Genomic DNA, 21,236 nt, shown 5'->3' with positions numbered 1-21,236 from the left:
GCGGGCGGAGACTTTCTGCCGGGCTGGCTCATGCAGGCCCTCAATTTCGGAATGGCTTATCCGAAAGGTGATGAGGAGGCGCTGTTCTCGCTCGGCGATGCCTGGAACAAGGCGGCGAGCCAACTCGAGAACCTCGAACCCGAACTGAGATCGGTCACCGGCAAAGTCCCGCAGTACTACGTCGGCGACGGCGCGACCAAAATCTCCGAAGAATTCGCCACGCTGTTCGACGGCAAGGACTATTCGATCCAGAAACTGGTATCGAACCTGCATTCGCTGGGACACGACACTCGTGCCACGGCGACCACGATCGAATACACCAAGATGCAGGAAGAAGCCTTCGCGCTTCTCACGCTGTGGACAGTGGGATCTCTCATGGTCTCGCTGTACGGCGAGGTCCTGGTCCCCGCGTATCTCGCCATCGCCCGGGAAGGCCTGGCGGTCTTCGCGGAATCGATGATGAAACGCATTGCCGCGCTTGCCAGCCGAGCCGCACTCGAATCGCTGGCGAAGCCGATGTCGAAAGAGATCGTCGTTCCGCTGGCCAAGCGGATCGCACCGGCCGCCCTCCAGATCGGCAAGGGCGCCGCGATCGCCACCGGAATGGGCGTGGGTCTCGACGCCAGTATTCAGGCGATTCAGCTTGGGATGGGGCACCGGGACGACGGCTTCGACCTGAAACAGACGTTCACGACCGGTATCGAATGGGGCGTAGGCGGTTTGGCCAGCGGGCCCGGCCACATGCTGGCGGACGCGGCGCTCAAACGGGCACTACCTGGGCTGTCCACGCGGCTCGGAGGTGTCGTATCCAGTGGCGTCGGCGGTCTTTCGGGCGCCTTCGGCATGTACGGGGCGGGGTTGGGAGTTCAGTTCTACGACAAGGGGAACTGGCACGACGTCGACAAATCCCTGAGTCCGCAAATGCTCGCGGGCGGTCTCGCCATGGGCGGCCTGGATGGCGTCAAGGCGGGGGTCAAGGAACATGGCGGAGCTTCCAGTACCGGGGATCCGGGCGGTTCACTGGCAAAGGGTGTTCCGGCCGACGTGCAAACCAAGCTCACACCGGATACGAACCCGGCACACGAGAGTCCCGCCGCAGCGACCGACACGAGCGCTCGCGAGAACGGACAGCAACCGGCCAAGTCCGATCTCGCCACCGACACCGAACACCGTGCCGCACCGACGAATACGACTCCGCAGGCGGTAGACCAATCCCGCTCTGCTCCGGTCGACCACAGCCGTCCGGCCGATACCACCGGCCGGACAACAGACGCCCCGGCTCGGCCCGCCGATACCGGGACCAAGGTCGCAGACAACGGAACACGACCGCTCACCCCGAGCGACCGTCCCGGCGAATCCGTCACCCCCAAGGACGCCACACCTGCTCGTCCGACGGCCGAAAGCCCGGCGCGAGCGGCCAATGTCGCCCCCGTCGACCAGAAGTCGAATCTCGTTGCGGGCGCGCAGGACAAGCCCGCACCCGCCCCCACCGCACGGACGCCGGAAGGCCGCGCGGCGGAACCCTCGGTGCGCGCCGAGCCCGCCGCGCAACCGGCCGCGACGCGCCCGGTCGATGTAGCACCGACCCGGACCGACGTCCCAACAGACAACGGCACACCCACCCGCGCGACCCCCAGCGACACCGCGCCGCGTACCGACCACCCGGAACCGATCGCGGACCGCTCCCCGACGGATGGAAGACCCGGCACTCCGGATCAATCGGCCAACCCGTCCGAGCCACAGAACGGGAAACCACAGGATCCGGGTACGCAGCCGCTGAGCGGCGATCATCGAACGCCAAAGGAAGATCCGAGTAGTACCGGACCGGATCACCCTTCGGAGCACGACAAGTCCGAACCGGACGCACCGGCGCTGATTGTCACCCCGATGCAGCATCCGGGCACGGAGCGTCCGCTCGAGGTGCGCAACCGGATCGACAAGGTCACCGGCGTCGAATCAGATCCCACCATCGCCAAGGCGAAGGCGGAGTTCGAGGACTTCTACAAAGAACAGAACGCTGAGGCCGCGAAGCCGACCGACGTCACCCCACGTGATGGCGGATCACCCACCTCCGCACCGGCATACGAGGCACGGCGCTTCAGTTACGGCCCCGACGAGAAGCTGACGACGCTCACAATCAAGGTGCGTCTCGACGAAATCGACAGTGTGCCACCGGAACATCTGCGCGAGATCGTCGACCAGTTGCACAGCGCCAGCGACCGCGCTTTCAACACCGGCGAGAGATTGCTCAGTGGCGACCGTCTTCGAGTAGAGCTCGAATTCGTCGACAACCCCACCGACGCCCATCTGAAAGCGACTGTCGGCAACCCACACGAAAATGCGGACCCGCATGTCTTGAATCGCGACACCCCGTCGGATGTACTCGCCGAGCGACTCCGCGAACACCTCGGACTGTCGAAAGACGACCATCCGCTGACGGACATCGATCTGCGGCACATCAGCAATGACATCGCACATGCCAACACCGACAACGCCCTTGCCGGCCTGCCCGAGACACGAACCATCGGGCCCCGCAGGCTGGACAACCTGGAGCACGCCCAATACCAGTGGGATGTGGAGGACGCGCTCCGCGATGGCGACCGATTTCTGGTTGGAGCGGACCCACGCACGAATCCATACGGCAAGCTGATCAATGATGGCGGTCCACATGTCGACGTCCGCCGATACAACTGCCTCGACCAGAGCCTTTCAGCCTTGTCGTCGTTCTACGGCGATCCGCAAGTCGGTCTTCCGCGTTTCGATGACAAGCTGCCCAATGGAGAGTTCAATGCCCTGGGCGAACACCGTGGGCTGAATCGAGCGAGATACTGGCTGGGAGCTCACGAGCTGGGGTGGCCTCTCAACAGCTCGACACCTGTTGTCGACCAATTCGCTTGGCTTCATGACCACATCAGTCAGCGGGGGGAATTGTCCGCTGCTCTGGTCGTCAATACCTGGCATGCCCGCGATGCCAACGGCAATCTCCTGTATGAACCTGATGGAACACCGGCACTCGACGGGTCTCACGCAACGGTAGTCGTCTATCCGCGTGGCGCATCGGGTCCGGTGTGGTGGGACCCCCAGGTGGGGACAATGTCGGACAAACCGCCGCTGGACATGCAGCTGGGCTCGGCGTCGTTGTCTTTCACGGCTATCGATCCGAATGGAGGCATCACAGGTGCAGGAGCTACGCACCAGGGAACAGGTGGAGGAGTACCTCCGACAGGCTCACATCTTCCCGCAGAACCGGGAAGTCAACATCTACCAGACCGAGTTCGCATGGGTCTGCTGGATGCCGCTGACTCCAGCGGAGCAGGCCGAAGCGAGGCAGACTCCGGGAACGGGGGGCTGCTGCATAGTGAACGCTCGGACGGGAGTGGTGACGGGCTACGGCAGCGCGAGACCCCCGATCATCTGGGGCGAGATGTACGACCAATCGATTCGGACCGGCGAGCCGATGGTGGGGGGCGGACAGATTTATCCGCACCGTTGGAAACTGAACATCCAACGGACACGGGAGGATCAGACCGAGATCGAGTATCGGGTAACCGCGGAGTCCCTGGCCGAACCGCCGGAACCGACCACGGAACTCCAGCTGATCGTGAACAAGGAAACCCTGAATTATCGGACGAACGTGGCCGGAATCCCGGAACCAGCCCGGCAGGCGATGGGCTGGGTGATCGCCAACCGACAGCACGCGACCTGGCCGGAGCACCTGACCCGCGAGTACTAGACGACCCTGCCTCGCATCCGGCGCCATTGCGCGATGTCGACCACTACCTAACCGAATCTCGTCTTTCGGAGGCGTTAGCACGGGCCGACGAGCACGGACTCACGACCACAATCGACGGTGTCGAGACACCGGTGAGCGATGTCATTCGAGACCGCCTGCCACAACACTCGGATCTGGCGCAGGCCGTTCGGGACAGCCCGTTCCTGGAGCGTTCACTACTCGAACGGCCCAAGGCGCTCGCCGCGGTGCTCCTTCATCCCGAAGAAGGTGTGCCGATCCTGCGCGACGCACTCGGGAGGGTCGCCGAGCGCGGCCCAGAAGCCTGTGTTTCGGACCCCATCGACATCGTGGAGACGCCGCTCACCCCCGAGCAGCGGGCGGTATCCGCGGAGGTCCGTGATTCGCTGAGCGACAAGGGCATCGCCGATGAGCGGCAGCCCGGCTTCGATCCGAAGCGCCGCAACGACCCCGAGTATCAGCGTGAATTCCTCCAAAAGCAGTACGACCTCTGGCCGGAAACACAGCGGGCGCTGAACGACCTCGTGTCCGATATCGCGGGCGATGCCGGCGAACCAGGCTGGCGAACCGAGCCGAAGGACGAAGCCAGAGCCTGGGACAAGATTCGCGAGTACAAGGGCGACGTGTCTCAGCTCACCGACCTGGTGGGCGCGAAGATCGTCTTCGACCGGGTCTCGGATGTGTACAACGCTCTCGAGAAGATCGCCGCCGACCCCCGAGTCGAGATCGTCTCGTTCAAGGACCGATTCGCCAGCCCCCAGCCATCCGGCTACCGCGATCTGCAAATGAAGGTCCGGATGCCCAACGGGCATATCGCCGAACTCCGCGTGCATTTGAGCCACGTCGACGAGGTCGCGGTACACGAGCACGCCTTATACGAGGTGCGCCGTGACCTGGAAGCCCTTGCGGAACAAGAAGGCCGACTGGCGACGCCGGAGGAGTCTGCGCTGCAAGCGGAATTGCAGCGGCATTACAACGAGCAGTTCTGGGAGGCGACCAAGAAAGGACTGGCCGAGGAACTCGGCGGGGAGAACGGCCGTCGCCCGAACGAACTGGAACCCGACCCGATCAAGCGAGAACCCGGAGCTGACCCGGAACGCTCCACGCCCGCGCATCCAGAAGACATTGTCTCCGAACGTGAACCGGGCCGTGTCAAAGATAAGCCGGTCCCGGAGGACGTTCATCCGGTCGATCACGTCGAATCCCGAGAAGAGCCGCCAACCCGAGAGCCCAAGTCGGAGGAAGAGCCGGCGAAACTCCGGGACGAGAGTCCGAAGCAGACGGTCGAGCCGGCGGCCGACACCAACGGGAAGGGCGCACCCCCTGAGGGATCCGAGCCAGTCCAGCCGACAGACAAGGTCGACGGCAAGCCCGACACCCCTCTGACCGGCCACCCCGAAACTACGCCGGTGCTGGAGCGCCCACAGCAGGTAACGGAGGCCCGGACCGAACCGCCCGTCGAGCACTCGGCGCGCGCCGCCGAAATCGTCAGCACTACAAACCATCCCGCTGAAAAGCCTTCTGCATCCGGCAAACCCGAACCGGAAGCATCGCACCCGGACACCACCCCGTCCGGCGACGACTCACGGGAAATGGCCACCCACTACAAGGGCAACTCCCGGATGGAAGGCGGGCAGATCTCCTTCGACGAACTCTCGCCGAAGGCAAAGCATTTGGTGAATGCGCTCGCCGAAGCCGAGCACATTCCGCTCCGCCCCGGTGAGGTGAATGCAGACCATCTCGCTGAGCTGCAACAGTTCTCGGGCTATGAGCACGCGATTGTCCAGAACAAGGACGGCGACCTGCGTCTGTTCCGTGGCAAGCAGACCTCCAGCAAGATCCCCGAGGATCTCGCCGGGTACCGGTTCATTCTGCACACGCATCCTGAAGATCGGCTGCCTGGACCGCCTTCCGAGCACGAACGCAGACTCGGATTCAATACCGACAGCATGCGGACGGACGTCGAGAACAAGAAGTCCACCCATATCGAGGCAGTGGTGAGCCGCGACGGCCAAGTCCGGTTCTTCACCGATGAAGGTGTGCTCGACCTCCCGCCCGGCGAGTATCCGCGCGGCGGCCCATTGAACGATCGTGGATACGTCGTCCCCGTTGATGGCCTGGAAACCCACCCCGCTGTGGGAGGCCCCCCACAGCGGAACATCTCGCCTCACACACCGGATGGAGGAGAACCCCACGCCACCCACCCTGGGGACCATCAGACCAAGGGAGAGACACCAGCAAAGGTCGACCAGTATGTCGATGAGGCGCTAGCCCTCCACTCCGATGAGCTACCCGTTATCGAGCAACACGACGGAGCAACGGCGGTCGACAGTCTGTGCAAGTGGCTCGAGATCACGGATCCGGCACAGCGGCAGGCACTCACCGACATATACCAGGCATCCCACGATCACATCGCTCCCTTCATCGTCAAGGTTGCCGATGACATGTTGACCAGCTTGAAGGCGCAGGTCGCGGAAAACCCGAACCTGAAGGTGGTCTTCGTCGGCAGAGACGGACACAGCCTCGCCACCGCCATGACCCATCTCGATCCGCAGTTCGTCCACGATCACGGGCACGAGGTCACGTTGTCTCGGGCGGTCGTCGAAACTGCCGTCCAGGACCTGGAGAACAACTCCGGCCACAGGTTCCCCGAAATAGACGAGTTCCGGGGTGCGGCAAGCAAGGTCCGCCCCGAATCGATCGAGGACGCGTATCACCGTTTGACGGAATACTTTCGCGATCTCGGTATCCCGGTCGGCGAGCCCGGTAGCGAAATCGCCCTGGTGGACACGAGTTACAAGGGAACCGTTCAGGAGCTGCTGAGCGCCGTCTATCCCGAGACTCGCTTCGAGGGCCATTACATGTTCTTCGCCGAATCCCCGGCGGACGCGCACCCCGGCACCAAGCAGGGATACGCTCTCGACCTCGATGCGGGGCGAAGCAACAAGGGCCTTCCCGTTCGCGAACTGCCCGCCGATCCCAGCTTGACCTTCTCCCATCAGGATGCGCTGGGCTCGATCGAGGAAATCATGCACGGGCCACTGGACAGCCCGCGCGGGATCGGACCGGACGGCCTGCCCGAGCAGCAATTGCAGCGGCACGACACGGATCCGCTGGAAGGCTTGAACCCGGACACCATTCACGAGCGCTTCACCGATCCACTGGTTCGCGAGGCCGCCAAGCGAATCGCGCTGGTCCCGGTTGCGCAGATCGCCCACAGGATCGCCGAAATGCGCGCTGCGGGACTGGATCCCCGGCCCGTATTGCAGGCCGGGCACGACAACTATGTGGAGCAGATCCGATCCTGGATCGGCAACGACGGCAGGGTCGATCCGGACCTGCACGACGTCCTCGATTCCTTCGTCCGCCGGGGCGACAAGGCGCAGGTACGGCAGCTGGCCGATCTCATCGAGCAAGCCGGTCTCCATCCCGATGAAGCCGCGCAACTCTGGCGCGACTACACCAACTCCGGGCTCGATGCCGTCGACAAGAAGGCATTCGTCGAGCAGGTCAGCGAAAGACTCACCGGGCCAGAGAATCCCGAGAACGTCAGGGCCATCCACCTCGGGGATGCGCACGACACACCCCACGAGCACTCTCAACCAGATCCGGTCGAGGCAAAACCTGACGTCACATCGCACCCCACGAAGCTGACGCCAGAGCTGCGCGACAACTTCGAAGAACTACGCAACAGCACGAAGCAGGTCGTAAAGGCATTCGGCGATCCGGCTCGAGCCGACGAGCTGCCGCAGTTACGCCAGGAAATGGCCACCCGTTTCGACGACCTCGGCCTACGCAACCCCGAGACCCAATCCAACGCATGGCGGCTGTTCCACGAACACGACTCCGAACTGGCTGACTACCTTGCGAACTACAGCCATGACCTACTACCTCCGTCCGAGGAAGCACCCGCGCGATCCCACACGGAGCCGAAGACCACGGCCGAGCACGATGTTCCCGGCGAGGCGTTGTCTTACGATCCGCATGAAACCGACGCAGAGCCGTCGTCGGAGGAGAAGTTCCGCCGGTTCGAGAACAACGACAACGGTCGGGAGTACGGCGAAACCGAACTCGGCCCGATCCGAGATGCGTTGCCGCACGACGAGCTCGAGAGTCTGCGCAGCTACTCATGGAATTCGTCCGTCAATGATCTGCTCCGGATGGAGAATCCACAGCACGAGCTGGACAAGCAGGCGAATGCTTTGCTACAGCGCGATGCGATGAAAGAGGTCTTCGGTGGGCGCTTCGCACCGGACGCCGACAAACTCGAAGCGCACGTCAATCGACCGGATCTTTCCGAAGAGCAGCGTGCGGCCATCGAACGGAATCGGGAGCTCCTCGACGAAATCCTCAACGACCCGTACCGGCAGGGTGTGCTGGAAAGCATCTGGAAGGATGCATCGCACTACGAGAAGATGCAGCGGCAGCTCGGCGGCGAGCCGACGCTCGATTCGATCCGGAACTACGTCGCTACGCTCGACCGTGCGACCTCTCAGCCGGTGCCCGAAAACCTTGTCGCCGTGCGCAGTATCAAATCCGTCGAATTCATGCGCGGCCAGGACGGTGAGTTGCTCGGTGGCCGAGATCCGATGCAGCTCGAGGGCACGGTCCAAACCGACGAGGGCTACCTGTCGACCACGCTCGGCGCGACACCGCCGGGATCTCCGCGCTACGTCCTGGAACTCGAGATTCCGGAAGGAACACCCGCTGTCTGGCTGGGCCGAGAGAGTTCGTACCCCTGGGAGGGCGAGCTTCTGGTCGGGCGGCAAACACCGTATGTCATCACCGATGTCATAGCCGAACCGACCGGATCGAATGCGGCGGGCGCCGACTATCTGATCAAAGCGAAACTGCTGCCGAACAATCGTGAGCTCGGCCCCGCCTGGGTTGATGCGGTTGAGTCGAAACAGCACTCGCCGCTGAAACCCGAACCCGCGGAGCCGGAAGTCAAAACCGGCGAGACGGAAGCCAAGCCCGCCGAGGAAGGTGTGCAGCCGGTCGCGGAGGAGTCTCCGACTCCCACCCGTCCGGAGCCGAAATCCGCGGAGCATGCCAACGAGGGCGCCGGCCGGCCCCATGTCGATTCGGACCGGCCCGCGACACTGACCCAGCACCTGAAGAATCGCCTCGAGGAGCTCCGGGGTCACATCAACGACATCTTCGCGGCCCACAGCGATCTCGCACGCACAGCCGAATTGCCTCGGCTACGTGTGAAACTCGGCGATCTCGTCGACAAGCTCGGACTGCGCGACCAGCAGAACTGGGAAACACCGTGGCGGTTGTTCGACCAGCACGACGCCGCACTCGCGAAGTATCTTCAGCAGAACCATGAGCATCTGCTGCCGAGTCTGGAAGACCTCGCCGCGGTTCATGGCAAGTCCAGCCCGGAGGCTGCAGGCCACGAGACCAGTGAACAGCCGCACACCGAAGAGCAGGCTGCAAACCAAACCGCCGAACCACACGATGAACACTCCAACGACAATCCGCACACCGATGATCGGGATGCTCAGGCAGACAATGCGATTCCCGATGCGGACCGTACTGCGACGGAACTCACCCATGATGAGCAATCGGCGATACACCGGTACACCGATCCCGATGCCGACGTATTCAGCGATCTGAATCACCGCCTGCGCAACGAACTCGAACTCGATCCGGCGCAGCAGAAGCTCGCTGCCGATATCGCATCGGGACTCGAGAGGCTGCCGGCGTACGACGGCACCGTTTGGCGTGGAACGCATCTCACTCCTGAGCAGCTCGCCCGCTACGTTCCCGGAGCGAAGGTAACCGAGGCCGCCTTCACCAGCTCCTCTCGAGATCCTCGCCGAATCTTCACCAGCAACGTCGAATTCATCGTCCACTCGGAGTCGGGTCGCGATATCAGCGCCATCTCCGCACGGCCGGGCGAGCAGGAGGTGTTGTTCAAGCCGGGCACCACCTTCGAGGTGCGCGGCGTGATCGAGGACCCGAACTCAGGCTTGTTCGGTAAGACACGCGTCTTCCTATACGAGTCCAGCGAACATGCACCCATCCGTGAGACACCGGCCGATCGCAGTGGGCACGAGGATCTTTCAGGCGATCGCGGCACCGAGAACGCCCCCGGCCACGACAACCCACACCGCGACCCCCACTCGGACCGGCCGGGCACCGAACACCTCGCCACCGAGACCGACGCCGGTGTGTCCTTCCACCCCGACGACACGGCCCTGTCCGACCTGGCCGGGCTGATCCCCGAGGACCCCCATCACTTCACCGCCGATGTCCACATCGACAAGGACGGCAACGCTCACATCAACGGAAAGGTCTACACCCCCGAAGAATTCGGCGACCTCCTCCGCCAATCAGGTTGGGACGGTTCGAAGCCCATCCGTCTCGTCGGCTGCGACGCCGGCGCCAACGGCTTCGCCGCACGCCTCGCCGCACACCTCGACGTAGACGTCCTGGCCCTCACCAAACCCGCCTGGTCCGACACCCAAGGCCGTCTCTACACCAGTACCGCGGAATCCCACCCAGACGGCACCCGCCGCCCCCGCATCCCACCCGACGGCGAATGGGAAACCCACCACCCCGACGGCACCAAAACCCGTGCGGCAGACGACGGATTCGCCCCGGGAACACACGACGAACACAAGAACGACCTCGATCCCGTCGGCGCGCGCGATCGACACATCGACGACCACGCGCAGGAGGTTCGCGACGCGGCGCGGCTCCGCACAGGCGGCCGTGACTCGCTGACCTCTGGCAGTCCGGCACGGGAACTCACCCGCGCCGACGTCGAGCACATCGAGCGCATCGAGGGGCTCCGCGATGACCTGAACCGACCCGGTGTCGACCCGACGGCCACCAAGGCGAAGCTGCGTACCGAGCTGGAGGACGCGGGTGTGCTGCGGGAGGGCAAAGAGGTCCTGCGCAACGACGGTCCGGCCATGCAACGACGGGCGTTGATGACCGAGGCGGGCCTCGATGTAAACGCGGTGGCCGACGATACCGGTCTGCGGCGTCCTCCGCCTGCGCGTACCGACAACGAGGGGCTGCCGCTGCGCGGTGAGCACGCCGACCCGGACGCGGTGCCGCGTCGCGACGTCACCTTCACCGAGGTCGACGCGATCGTGCCGGACAAGCTGATCCACGCACTGGAGAAGTTCGGCGTGAGCAGGGAGGTCGCCGTGCAGTACATCGTCGACAACCACAACGACCGCAGCCGCCAGCGCTACCTGCCCGACCTCGAGGGCCTGGCCCGCCAGTACGGCATTCCCCATGGCGACGTACTCGTCATCGACCTGTACACAACCAAGCTCTACTATGAGGACCTCAACCGCCGACTGCGCACCGATACGGACGTCGACTCCGTCGCCGAACTGCAGCAAGCGGTCAATGACTCCCTGAGCAAGCTCCCTCCGGCCACAGTGCCCGAGCTGTACCGATCACTGTCCGTCCAGCCCGGGGAGCTACCCGCCTTCCTCGCGAAGTACACCAAAGGTGCCGTCATCGACTGGGAGGCGTTCAGCTCGGTGGCCAGTGAGGTCGACGGGACGTGGTGGGGGACGCCGAGGGAGAACATCCTGTTCAAGATCCGGGGTGGCGTGGCCTATGACATCTCCGACTTCGCCGACGGACTGCACTACAAAGATCCACCAAATCGTGGCCGCGAGCTGCTGTTGCCAGGCGGTATGGTCGTGCGAATCGAAAACGTGACCCCACATGTGTTTCCTGACAAAACGACGGGTCACATCATCGAGCTCCAGATCGTCGGATCAACCGGGCCCACAACCACGGCGACGCCATGACAAATAACCAGAAACAGTAGGAGACATACATGACGTCGGAAGAAATGGTGCCAGGCCCGGTGCGGGACATCTTCGTCACGGCGCTGACCCCGGAAACGACCCACATCGCCGCACTCCCGGATCCGCTACCACTCGGGCATCGGATAGGGCTGGTCGCGCCCGGTGGGTCGCCTCGCGAACGGATTCGCGTCCGCGCCGAGCACGACGAGACCGGCTACTTCCTGGACTACTACCGGGAAGGCAACGACGGGGAAACCTCCTGGCACGGCAGGGTCCGCGAGGACGGCTCGATCACGCCGCTGGAGAACCTCACGTGGCGTCGGCACTTCGACGATCCCGAGCAGGCCCGGCAGGAGCGGGAGCGGGTCGCCGCCCACAACAAGCAGGTCTTGGAGATCCTGCGGGCGAAGAATCTGTACATGTAAACCAGAGGAACCACACGGTCATGACCGCGGAAGAAGCGGTGCCAGGCCCGGTGCGGGACATCTTCGTCACCGCCCTGACACCGGAAACGACCCACATCGCCGCACTCCCGGATCCACTGCCGCAGGGGACAAGAAGTCGCGAACCCTGATCGAATCCGTCGGGCAGTGTCCGGCTCGAATAGTTGTGTGCCTCCGCAGGAATCTCGATGTCGATCAATCTGGTCCGAGCCGCCCAAGGCGACGACCTGCCAAGACGGCGTCCAGGAGCACGTGGGGCGGTGCTCTTGGTTAGGATCGGCGATGTCAAAGTTGGGGGAGCAGGAAGGTTTTCGGGCGGTGAGCGAGGGAACCGATCAACTTCGCATGGCGCGGGTTTATGACGGGCGGGACGATAGCGGGCGGCCGATGGCAGTGCGAGAAGTACTGTCGGACTGGGTGCGGGACCAGCTCATTACCTATCTGGAAAGTGCGCCGGTCGTGCTCGCCGCGCGCAGCTTCGACGAGGACGAGTTCATTCCGGGCGATCATGATGTGCCGCTGAACTTTCGGACCGATGGGGTGTGGATCTGGTCGGGGTCGGTGCCGCATTATCTGTGTAAGCACGGGTTACCGCCAGAGCCGGAATTGGTGCAGCACATTGTTGATCGGGGGTATCGGCTCGGTGAGATCGATGAGGCTACGAAAGAACTCGCGGTACGGATCATTACCGGCGGATGGGAGTAGCGGCAACCATTCCTCCGAACCGAGCAGACGATCGACCGGCGGGTAACAATTACCAGCCCCGAAGTGGAGTCGACGTGGCCGAACCAAGATTCGACGCCGCGATCTCGGCGTACTTCTGAGCGAGAGGACTGCTATGCAGACACCGCCCTGGTTGAACCCCGCAGATCCGGAGAGGCAGCGGGAGGTCGACGAACAGACCGCGGCGCGAATGGGAATCACCGTCGAGCGGTTGCACGAGATCGACCGGCAGATCGCGGCGGATCAGCGGGCCCGCGATGCGCTCGGCCCCGCCGACCGCATCGTCGATGACAATCCCAAGTTCAACAAGGGGTTTGGGCCGGTGACGCCGGAGAACACCATCGCGCCGGGCGAGGTGCGGACCCACGCGGCGAATCAGACGAACTATGAGTTCTGGACCCGATTGCGGGTCGACTATGTGTCCGTAACGCGCGGCGAAGAGCTGGTCGGCTACCTCTACGGCTCACAGGGCGGGAACTCGGCGGGATTCCTGCCGTGCGTGGCGGCACACGGCAACCGGAACAAGGCGGCTTCCTACTGGCAGAAGCGGCTCGCCGAAACCTGTGCCATGGGGCTCACACCCGAGGAAGCCGTCCGATATTTCATCGGCAGATCTTCCGACGCCGAGTACGGCGGGGTGGCCGCGGATGCGGAAGTGGCGGTAGCTGACACCATCCAGGATCTGGCGCTCCAACTGAACCCCGGTGCACCACTGGGAAACGGCCCCTGGATTCAAGACGGCACCTCGCCCACCGGTTCTCCTGCTGATCGATCGAACGGTTGGGGTCCATTGGTTTCCGCGCCCCCGAAACCCACTTTTCCAGCCGAAACCGCCTCGTCCCTTGTCTTTTACGCCATTACCAGGGAAAACACGATCCTCGGATATCTGTGGTCGGCGACCACAGAAAACGCAGCCGATTATCTCCCCCGTGCAGCCGCCGGCGATGCCGGAGTCGTTGCCAGCGGCTTGTGGAAGCATCGGCTACAGAACGCGTTCGGGACGGGCAAATCCTCACTGGAGGCGCTGCGCCAGTGCCGGAATGTCAGCGCTTACGCCTACGACCGGTTCGGCCTCATCGAACCTGACGCAATCGAACGGTTGGCACCGAGCCTCGCGGCTCTTCGCGATCTCGCCGAACGGGAGTAAGCCGAAGGAGCGCGACAGTCGATCGACCGGGGAGGATAGAGTGCGTGATGTCTGGGCGGGAATCTCCGACCACCGGTCAGTGGTCAGCGTGGGTGTATTGGAGAGGCGACGAGTGTTCCACGAACGCAACATATGCCACTTTTGTGGACGATTCGTCTTGGAAGCCGAGGGCTGGGCCGAGTCCATACCGCCCTATCACACGATCCTCGCGACCTGGGACGATGACGCCAATTTCTTCACCGGCTCGTTCCACCTCGGCTGCATACGCGGCTTCGAGCGCCGGGGAGAGTTCCGGCAGGCGATGGTCGACTGGCTGACGACGACCAACCGGCTGATCACGGTTCACGACGAGGACGGTCAGCCGCACGAAATCTCCGCCACCGGGCTCGGGTACACCGAGAAGATCGCCGAACTACCGGACGGCGAGATCTACGAAGACCCGCGATTCAATCGATGGGTCTTCATCGAAGAAGCCGGCCCGTACCACTTCCTCGAGCTGGACGCGGTCGAGGCCCTGCGCGCCGGTGGCCGTGTACGTGGCGACGGTGGGGGAACCTCTGCCGTCCTGCCCGCGGAACCTGACCCGAGCATCGAGTCGTGGAACTTGTCCGAACTCTTGGATTTTCTCGAAGTCCGTGATCTGTACCAGGGACTGCTGGACGACCTCGAACCGAAGTACAAATTCTGGGAGGGCGGTCTCGGCCGCGCGGGCTACATCCTGACCTATTCACTGTCAGCCATTCGCCCCCTCCCTGGCAGTGTCGGAGACTTCTTCGCTCGGTACCTCCCGAACTACACATCCAAGCGGTTGGAGGATGCCTGAGCATGGCCGACGACAAAGACACCCCGGAGCTGTCCCCGAACCAGATTCGCGATGCGCTGATCGATCAGGCCCGAAGCGTCGGTTTGCACGACAGAGCCAACGCCCTGTCGGCCTTACCGGACATGCTTCCGCCGCTGTCGACCATGCCGCTGATTGTCGATACCGACATCGGAGGCGACCCGGATGATGCCATCGCGATAGCCGTCGCCGCAGGACGACCGGAGTTGGCTCTCGTCATCACCAGCGACGAACACGGCGGAAGGCGTGCCCGGCTCGCGCGACACCTACTGGATCTGCTCGGCCGATCCGACGTCCCGGTGGTCGCGGGCATCGATCTGGGGAATGACAAGTACTGGGCAGCAGAAGGTCTCGTTCCGCAAGAGGTGCCGAATCAGCCCGAAGACATCCTCGCCGCTGTCCGGAAGGTCATGGCGACGACCGACGGCAAGGTGCGATGGCTCGGCATCGGGCCCATGTCGAACCTCGCGACCGTGGTTGCCGAGATTCCAGATGCCACAGCACGACTCATCGTCACGCAGATGGGCGGCGGTCTGAACTACCGGCATGCCGATCGTGCCGAGCACAATATTCGGCTCGATGTGGCCGCGGCTCGGAAGGTGTTGCACGCCGGGCTGCGAACGTGGATCGTGCCCTCAGATGTCACGTTCAATCCGGCGAATGAAATCACCTCCAGCTCACCCGAATACGAGTTGCTCGCCGAGTCCGGTTCTGCGGGGCTGCTGATCTGTTCGCATTTGGATCAGTGGTTCGCGAACTTCCACCCGGGCACAATGCAGCATGACGCCATGGCACTCGCCCAAGCGGTGGGACGCTCCTTCCTGCGAACCAGCCGAGTGGGCGTGGAACTCGATGAGATCGGAAGAATGACCCCCGGCGAATGCCAGGTCTCCCTCACTCGTTCTGTCGATTACGTGGTCTTCCGGTTGTGGTTGATGGAGCGCCTCACCGAAGTCCTGGCTCACAGCTGACATTCACACATCCGAGAGGCCGCACTGTGCTCTGGCTCCGAGAATCTCCGTCGTACTTCCGCTTCCGCAACGCCACCATTCGTTTGGAAGAGCCCGCCTTCGATCAGGTGGTCGGCCGGAAGCTGAACATCGATACGGGTGCCTTCGAGCCTGCCACGCGGGAAGATATCGATGCCGTCTTCCGGCCCGGCGCGGATTTGGATTACGCCGCCCTCTCCGAGGAAGAGTTCGTCAAGACCACCGAGGAGTTTCGGAGTCACTACCTGAGCGGCGAGGGACCGATCTTCGACATCTACCGGCAGATCGACAGCATGCTCGGCCAGGTCCGGCAGGAACGAAGGCGGATGACACCCGAGGAACGCGAGACGATCGCGGCCTTGCGGCGGAACACATTCAGGATGTGGGAGGAAGAGTTCGCCCGCCGCGCCGCAGGCGAGCCAGCCTCGTTCCGCTACTCCGGCGACGATACCCAGTAGCTGCTTGCGCGATAGCCCAAACCGCCGGAAGGACGGCCATGTTCGAGCAACTCGAGGTCGGCACCTGGGCCTGCGTCGACGACCAATGTCCCACATGATGAGGAGGACGACGGCGTAGCCCAATACGCTGCAGCCGCCGATCCAGACCAGCCCACGGGCTATCGGGTTTCTTCTCGTCAATGTGGCGAATGCTGTTCGGGGGTGGACAGATAGGCAGCGAACAGTAGCGGGGCGCAGATCAGCTGCACACCAGGGTTCAGCAGATTTAGTCGGAGTAACCCGCGTCCCGCAACTGGGTAATCCCGCGGCCCGCGTCGACTACGTGCGCTTCGACTGTTCTTCGAGCTCGCGGAACAGTTGAAACACCCGCAATAGTCTGATGGGACTCCACTCGACGCTGTCCGAGCATGAGCTAGCGACAAGGCGTTGCGGCCCGGCCTACGGGACTGACAGGGATATCCAGCCGTGGACTTCGCCGATCTTGGCCCACATGATGAGGAGTACGGTGGCGTAGCCCAGGACGCTGGCTGCGCCGAGCCAGACCAATCCTCTTCCTATCAGGTTCTTCTCGTCAATTTCGGGATTGCCCTTCACCAAAGTCAGTAGGGGGATGTGGTATCCGCTGTTGTCGCCGCCGTCGGGCACCAGGAAGGCCGCGACCACTAGGAGGATGTCGGCTAGTTGCAGGAGTGAATGTTGTTCGGGGGTGGACATATATGCCGCGAACAGGAGTGGGGCGCAGAATACGAAGGCGGGGAGGCCGAGGGTCACGAGGGTCAGGAAAATCAGCCATCCCGGGGCGAGCAGTCGAATGAGGATGAGGCCGAAAACCAGTGGCCATTGCCATGAAACGATTGTCATTCGCGCTCCCACTCCCCCGGCATTGCGCACACGATCTTAGCTACCCCAGGGCAAGGACGACCCCCTCCGTGGTTAGGCTGCGGGGCGTTTGACGAACGTTCGACCGCAGGGGGAATCGTGACCCAACCGGACATGCAAACCTATGACACCCAGCGCATTTCGGATGCGGCCACGCGGGCGGGCCTGGGGCGGCACGTCAAGACCTACGGCGCTCAGGAGTGGGGACTGCGGATCCAGGAGGGTGTCGCCATCCACCAAATACCCACCGCTCTGGCGACCTTGGGAGCCGGCCAGCCGGTGGAGTTCGGTTCGATCACGCTGAGCGCAGCCGGCGTGACCGGATACGGCACCGTTGTCCCCTGGGTCGACATCACCGACGTCGACATCGCCGAGAGCCGCCTCCGCATCAAAACCGCGGCCAAGCGTCCCCCGATTACCACCCCTATCAGCTCGCTGACCAACCTCAACCTGCTCTACGCATTGATCGAGCGCGGTCGCGGGCTGTAATAGCCGCCGGCGCAAGCGACTTCGGACCGCTGAACTGGCCGTCAGGGAGCCAGTCGGATACTCACCCGATTCGGCGAGTGGCACAAAACCGGGGGGATTTGCTCCCGAATTACCCTCCAACTTGTGCCACTCGATGAACGAGCGCCGCGTTGGCATCCGTTCACCCGTCCAATTACTGTCGGCATCGACGTTACGTGGGGAGGAGTAGCGATGGCGGACAACAGTATGGAAGCCGAACGGTCTTCGGTGAGGGCAGGGTGACGCGGTGGCGTTGCTTGTCTATTACCGGCAGGTGCGTGATGAGCCGGATGAGGCCGAGTACTGGTTCGGGCCTAGTCGGGAAAGCATGAGTCGGACCTTGATCATTGACAAGGTTCGGCGGGTGGCTTGGACCGACGGGGTCGAGGACATGTTGTTCAGGGCTGCGGCGGGGCACATTTTGTATCGGGAGGGGCGCGAGAGGGTATGGCCTACACACGGAATGAAGGCTTCATGACCGAGGCCGGGCGGGCGTCGGGGAATGGGGCGGCGAATGTTGGGCGGATCACCGGGTTCTTGCTGATTGCGGCGGCGGTGTTGGCGGTCGCGACGTTCTGGCTTCCTGTGACGACTATTCGGGTGGACAGCAGTTCGTGGGATGTGTATGCCTGGAAGGACGTGATGCGTGGTGGGGGCATGCAATCTTCTGACTACGTCTCCGCTGTGCCGTATGTGCTCATGGTGATCGCCGCTGGTGTGGCCGGGACGTTGCTCGCGGTGGGGATGGGGGCTCGGCGCGGTGTGCTGTTCTGGGTGGCGGCATTCGCGGGCGGGCTGGTGTTGCAGATCTCGTCAGGCGATGTGGTGGGCTATGCACGAGGGTTCGGGGATGACAGCTCGCCAGGGTCCGGATTCTGGGTGATCACGCTGGTGATGCTGGTTGCTATCGCGGCTTTGGTGACCGGGTTGCGCGACGCCGTGGTGTCGAAAGTGTTGCGGCGCAGGAGATGGGCGGGGCGGCGAGCGGCGCGGTGGCGGACCGGGTCACAGCCGTGTTTCTGATTGTCGCGGCGGCGGTGGACTTCGGAAGTTCGTTCGTGCCGCTGGTGGGCGACGACTCGATTTTCATGACCGTGTGGCGTACGGGAGAGGACGGCTCTCTTCCGTTGTCCGCCATGCATTTCACGGCGGGGTCGATCGCCGTGGTCGTCGTGGCCATCGCCTTGCTGGCGGGTGCCGGCCTGCGGAATCCGGCCGTTCGAGCGGCCGGCGGGGCTGCTGCCGCGTTCATCGTCGCGAACGGGATCGGCGGGCTGAGTCTCGTTGTCGCCATCATGGGATTCAACTTCTGGGAATACGCGGGTGTCGGGTTCTGGTTGGCGGTGCTCACGCTGTTGCTGTCCTTCGCGGCGACCGTGGCGGCGCTGGTGGCGCAGTTGGCGCGGCCGCGGCTGCTGGCCCAGCCGAGGGCGGGCTCCGCGCCCGGATTCCTACCGCCGGGGGCGATGCCCGCCGGACCAGGCGGCGCGATGAATCCGTTCGCGGTTGCCCCGGTGTCGAATCCCTTTACGCCCGAGCCTCAGTCCGGCGCACCCATGCCGAATCCGTTCGCCCCCGCTGCTCCGACGCCCAACCCATTCACGCAGGCGGCACCAGCGCCCAACCCCTTTGCGCCTACTGCTCCCGCGGCGAACCTTTTGCCCCCGCGCCGGAGGTCGAAGCCACCGTCAAGCTCGAGCCGAAACCGGCTGCGGTGCAGCCGCCGCGGATGGCGAAGGTGTACGACGGTAAGGACGCCGCGAAGGATGCGGCTGTTCGGGTGATTACCGGGAGTTGAGGCAGTGGGTCACTGCTCGATCGGGTTGCCGGACTCGTCCCAGGTTCGGGTCACGATCGGGTCGCCCTCGTCGTCGAACTCCTGCTCGGTCGCGAGCTGGCCGTTGTGGTGCCAGGTGCGCCAAATGCCCACCGGCACTCCGTAATCCACCTGGCCCTCGGACTTGAGGGGGCCGTCGGCCCACCATTCGCGGTCGGGACCGTGCGGAATGCCGTCGACGTAGAAGACCTGGAAGAGCAGCTGATCACCGATGGTCTCGACCGCCTCGCCGGTGAAGGGCTCACCGCGATACGTGAGGCGCAGATCGTCGTCCGTGGCGATCTCGCGCCGGCTCACGCTGTAGTCGATCCGCTTCATGATGTCCCTCTCGCCGGCATGTCCGCCCAAACTATCGAATCGCGTCGACTGCGCCGCTAGCGGTCGGCCAGGGCCGCGGCATACGCGTCGCGCAGGGCCGCGAGGCGGGCGCGGGTGAAGCGGCCGGGTTCGGTGTTGTAGGTGGCGCGGCCCCGGGGGGAGGTGAAGGCCGCGGCGGGGATGCGGTCGGCGGCGGGTGGGAGGAATTTCGCGGTTTCCTCCACGGCGGCGAGGGCGGTGGCCAGGGTGTGGCGGGCCGTGCGTTCGGTCTGCGGGTCGCCGCCCGCGGGTGGGACCTGGCGGATGCAGTTGTCGGAGTACCAGAGCCACACGCCGGGGTCCAGGAGCTCCGACGGGTTGTCCAGGCCGAAGCAGACGGAATCCGCGGGCGGCGGGAGGATGTCGGCGGGGAGTCGGAATTCGTAGGCGCGGGCCGTACCGCACGACGGGCAGTCGCCGGTGTAGCGGCTGGCCAGGTCACCGTCGACGGTGATGACGGCGCTGCGGAACTGGCAGCGGGTCTCACCGCAGGTGGGGCAGGGTTGCAGGGTGAGGTAGAGACGAGCCTCGGCGTTGGTTCTGGCCAGCGGGAGGGTGTCGGGCATGCGGGCTCCTTCGGCCGGGTACGGGTGCGGGAACGATCTTGCCAGGCGGACGGCGGCACGTCTCGTTCATGTTGTGTTCACTGATCGGTTGTGGGACAGTCGATCTTATGGCCGGGAGATTGCAGGTCCATCCGGAAGCGGTGCGCGATGCCGCGGGTTTCGCCGGAGACATCCGAGCACGATTGCAGTCGATGGCCGACAGTGCCCGGGAGGCGGTCTCGCCGGGAGCCGCGGGATGGGGCGATGACGATTTCGGCGGCAAATTCGCCGACGGCGCCAAGGGATTCGTCACCAGCAGCGCGAACCTGGCCACCGGCACCGAGAACCTGGCGAACTCCTTCGACAATCTGCACGGCGGGCTGACCAAATCCGCCAATCAGCTCGACACCATGGAGCACGGCAATCTCGACACGTTCGCGTAGGTCGGCGAAATGACCGGGCACAACGGGGAAGTCGCGAAGGCCGGAATCGTCGAGGAACTCACCACGCAGCTGCGGGCGATCGCCGAGGCATCACGCCAGCGCACCCAGCTCACCGCCACCGGCACCGCGGCGGGTGGACGTGTGCGGGTCACCGTGAACGCGGACGGGGTGGTGATCGCGACGCGCTTCTCCTCCGATATCGGCGAACTGACCTACGACGAAATCGCGAAGGCGACGACGACCGCCGCGCAGAGCGCCGCGCTCGACGTGGCGCGGCAGGGGCGAGAACTGTTGCAGCCGTTGCGGGACAAGCGCGCACGCATGCCCAAACTGTCGGATCTGATCGAAGGCATGCCGGATCTCGAATCCCGGGCGCCGACCATCGAACCCGCCTCGCTCGCTCCCCCGCAGTCACGGGAACGACTGTCTCAGCTTCGCGAGGCCGCGCCCGACTTCGGCAATGCCGTCGGCTACGAGGCGTGGACCGAGGGGCAGGAGAATCGGGGAGCCACCGACTCGGGGTGGTGAA

At 64.1% G+C, this 21,236-nt stretch carries 16 protein-coding genes; 13 read left to right on the top strand and 3 right to left on the bottom strand.

What is annotated here, in order from left to right:
* Positions 1-30: 30 nt before the first annotated feature.
* The 8 genes from ACFXHE_RS09855 to ACFXHE_RS09820 all read left to right on the top strand — a co-directional run bounded on the left by ACFXHE_RS09855 (position 31) and on the right by ACFXHE_RS09820 (position 16,139).
* Positions 31-11,538 (top strand): ADP-ribosyltransferase, encoded by an 11,508-nt coding sequence (locus tag ACFXHE_RS09855; RefSeq protein ID WP_379381651.1) that lies wholly within the window; start codon positions 31-33, stop codon positions 11,536-11,538.
* A gap of 29 nt (positions 11,539-11,567) precedes the next feature.
* Positions 11,568-11,963: a hypothetical protein gene (locus tag ACFXHE_RS09850; RefSeq protein ID WP_379381649.1), complete on the top strand. Its 396-nt coding sequence runs from the start codon at positions 11,568-11,570 to the stop codon at positions 11,961-11,963.
* Between the two features lie 20 nt (positions 11,964-11,983).
* Entirely contained in the window at positions 11,984-12,112 is a 129-nt protein-coding gene (locus ACFXHE_RS09845) for a hypothetical protein (RefSeq protein WP_379381647.1), read from the top strand.
* Between the two features lie 187 nt (positions 12,113-12,299).
* A complete protein-coding gene (locus ACFXHE_RS09840; RefSeq protein ID WP_379381645.1) occupies positions 12,300-12,686 on the top strand; it encodes a hypothetical protein in 387 nt (128 codons plus the stop codon).
* A gap of 133 nt (positions 12,687-12,819) precedes the next feature.
* Positions 12,820-13,851, top strand: a complete 1,032-nt coding sequence (locus ACFXHE_RS09835) for a hypothetical protein (RefSeq protein WP_379381643.1) — start codon at positions 12,820-12,822, stop codon at positions 13,849-13,851.
* 79 nt (positions 13,852-13,930) lie between these two features.
* Positions 13,931-14,674 (top strand): hypothetical protein, encoded by a 744-nt coding sequence (locus tag ACFXHE_RS09830; RefSeq protein WP_379381641.1) that lies wholly within the window; start codon positions 13,931-13,933, stop codon positions 14,672-14,674.
* 2 nt (positions 14,675-14,676) lie between these two features.
* Positions 14,677-15,663 (top strand): nucleoside hydrolase, encoded by a 987-nt coding sequence (locus ACFXHE_RS09825; RefSeq protein WP_379381639.1) that lies wholly within the window; start codon positions 14,677-14,679, stop codon positions 15,661-15,663.
* Between the two features lie 26 nt (positions 15,664-15,689).
* Positions 15,690-16,139: a hypothetical protein gene (locus ACFXHE_RS09820; protein WP_379381637.1), complete on the top strand. Its 450-nt coding sequence runs from the start codon at positions 15,690-15,692 to the stop codon at positions 16,137-16,139.
* Between the two features lie 438 nt (positions 16,140-16,577).
* Here ACFXHE_RS09820 and ACFXHE_RS09815 read toward each other — a convergent pair whose 3' ends face one another.
* Complete coding sequence (locus ACFXHE_RS09815) at positions 16,578-17,000, bottom strand: hypothetical protein (protein ID WP_379381635.1); 423 nt, start codon at positions 16,998-17,000, stop codon at positions 16,578-16,580.
* A 117-nt stretch (positions 17,001-17,117) separates the two neighbouring features.
* On the opposite strand from ACFXHE_RS09815, the gene ACFXHE_RS09810 reads away from it, so the two are divergent.
* The 3 genes from ACFXHE_RS09810 to ACFXHE_RS09800 all read left to right on the top strand — a co-directional run bounded on the left by ACFXHE_RS09810 (position 17,118) and on the right by ACFXHE_RS09800 (position 19,309).
* Positions 17,118-17,507 (top strand): DUF6585 family protein, encoded by a 390-nt coding sequence (locus ACFXHE_RS09810; RefSeq protein WP_379381633.1) that lies wholly within the window; start codon positions 17,118-17,120, stop codon positions 17,505-17,507.
* 492 nt (positions 17,508-17,999) lie between these two features.
* Positions 18,000-18,548: a hypothetical protein gene (locus ACFXHE_RS09805; RefSeq protein ID WP_379381631.1), complete on the top strand. Its 549-nt coding sequence runs from the start codon at positions 18,000-18,002 to the stop codon at positions 18,546-18,548.
* Positions 18,518-19,309 carry a hypothetical protein gene (locus ACFXHE_RS09800; protein WP_379381629.1) on the top strand — a complete coding sequence of 264 codons (792 nt, stop codon included), beginning with the start codon at positions 18,518-18,520 and terminating at the stop codon, positions 19,307-19,309. Before ACFXHE_RS09805 ends, ACFXHE_RS09800 begins: the two co-directional genes overlap by 31 nt.
* A 23-nt stretch (positions 19,310-19,332) precedes the next feature.
* Here the strand turns inward: ACFXHE_RS09800 and ACFXHE_RS09795 are convergent, their stop codons facing one another.
* Together ACFXHE_RS09795 and ACFXHE_RS09790 are read right to left on the bottom strand one after the other, a co-directional pair.
* On the bottom strand, positions 19,333-19,680 hold the full coding sequence (locus ACFXHE_RS09795; protein ID WP_379381627.1) for a toxin-antitoxin system YwqK family antitoxin: 348 nt from the start codon (positions 19,678-19,680) through the stop codon (positions 19,333-19,335).
* Between the two features lie 56 nt (positions 19,681-19,736).
* A complete protein-coding gene (locus ACFXHE_RS09790; RefSeq protein ID WP_379381625.1) occupies positions 19,737-20,285 on the bottom strand; it encodes a hypothetical protein in 549 nt (182 codons plus the stop codon).
* Between the two features lie 107 nt (positions 20,286-20,392).
* On the opposite strand from ACFXHE_RS09790, the gene ACFXHE_RS09785 reads away from it, so the two are divergent.
* Positions 20,393-20,707, top strand: coding sequence for a hypothetical protein (locus ACFXHE_RS09785; RefSeq protein ID WP_379381623.1), 315 nt, complete (start codon positions 20,393-20,395; stop codon positions 20,705-20,707).
* A gap of 9 nt (positions 20,708-20,716) precedes the next feature.
* Positions 20,717-21,235 carry a YbaB/EbfC family nucleoid-associated protein gene (locus tag ACFXHE_RS09780; protein ID WP_379381621.1) on the top strand — a complete coding sequence of 173 codons (519 nt, stop codon included), beginning with the start codon at positions 20,717-20,719 and terminating at the stop codon, positions 21,233-21,235.
* Position 21,236: the final 1 nt, after the last annotated feature.

It is taken from the genome of Nocardia sp. NPDC059229, from assembly GCF_042754165.1.
GTDB lineage: Bacteria > Actinomycetota > Actinomycetes > Mycobacteriales > Mycobacteriaceae > Nocardia.
The sequence above is the reverse complement of the archived record's forward strand: the minus strand, read 5'-3'. Positions and strand labels throughout refer to the sequence as shown.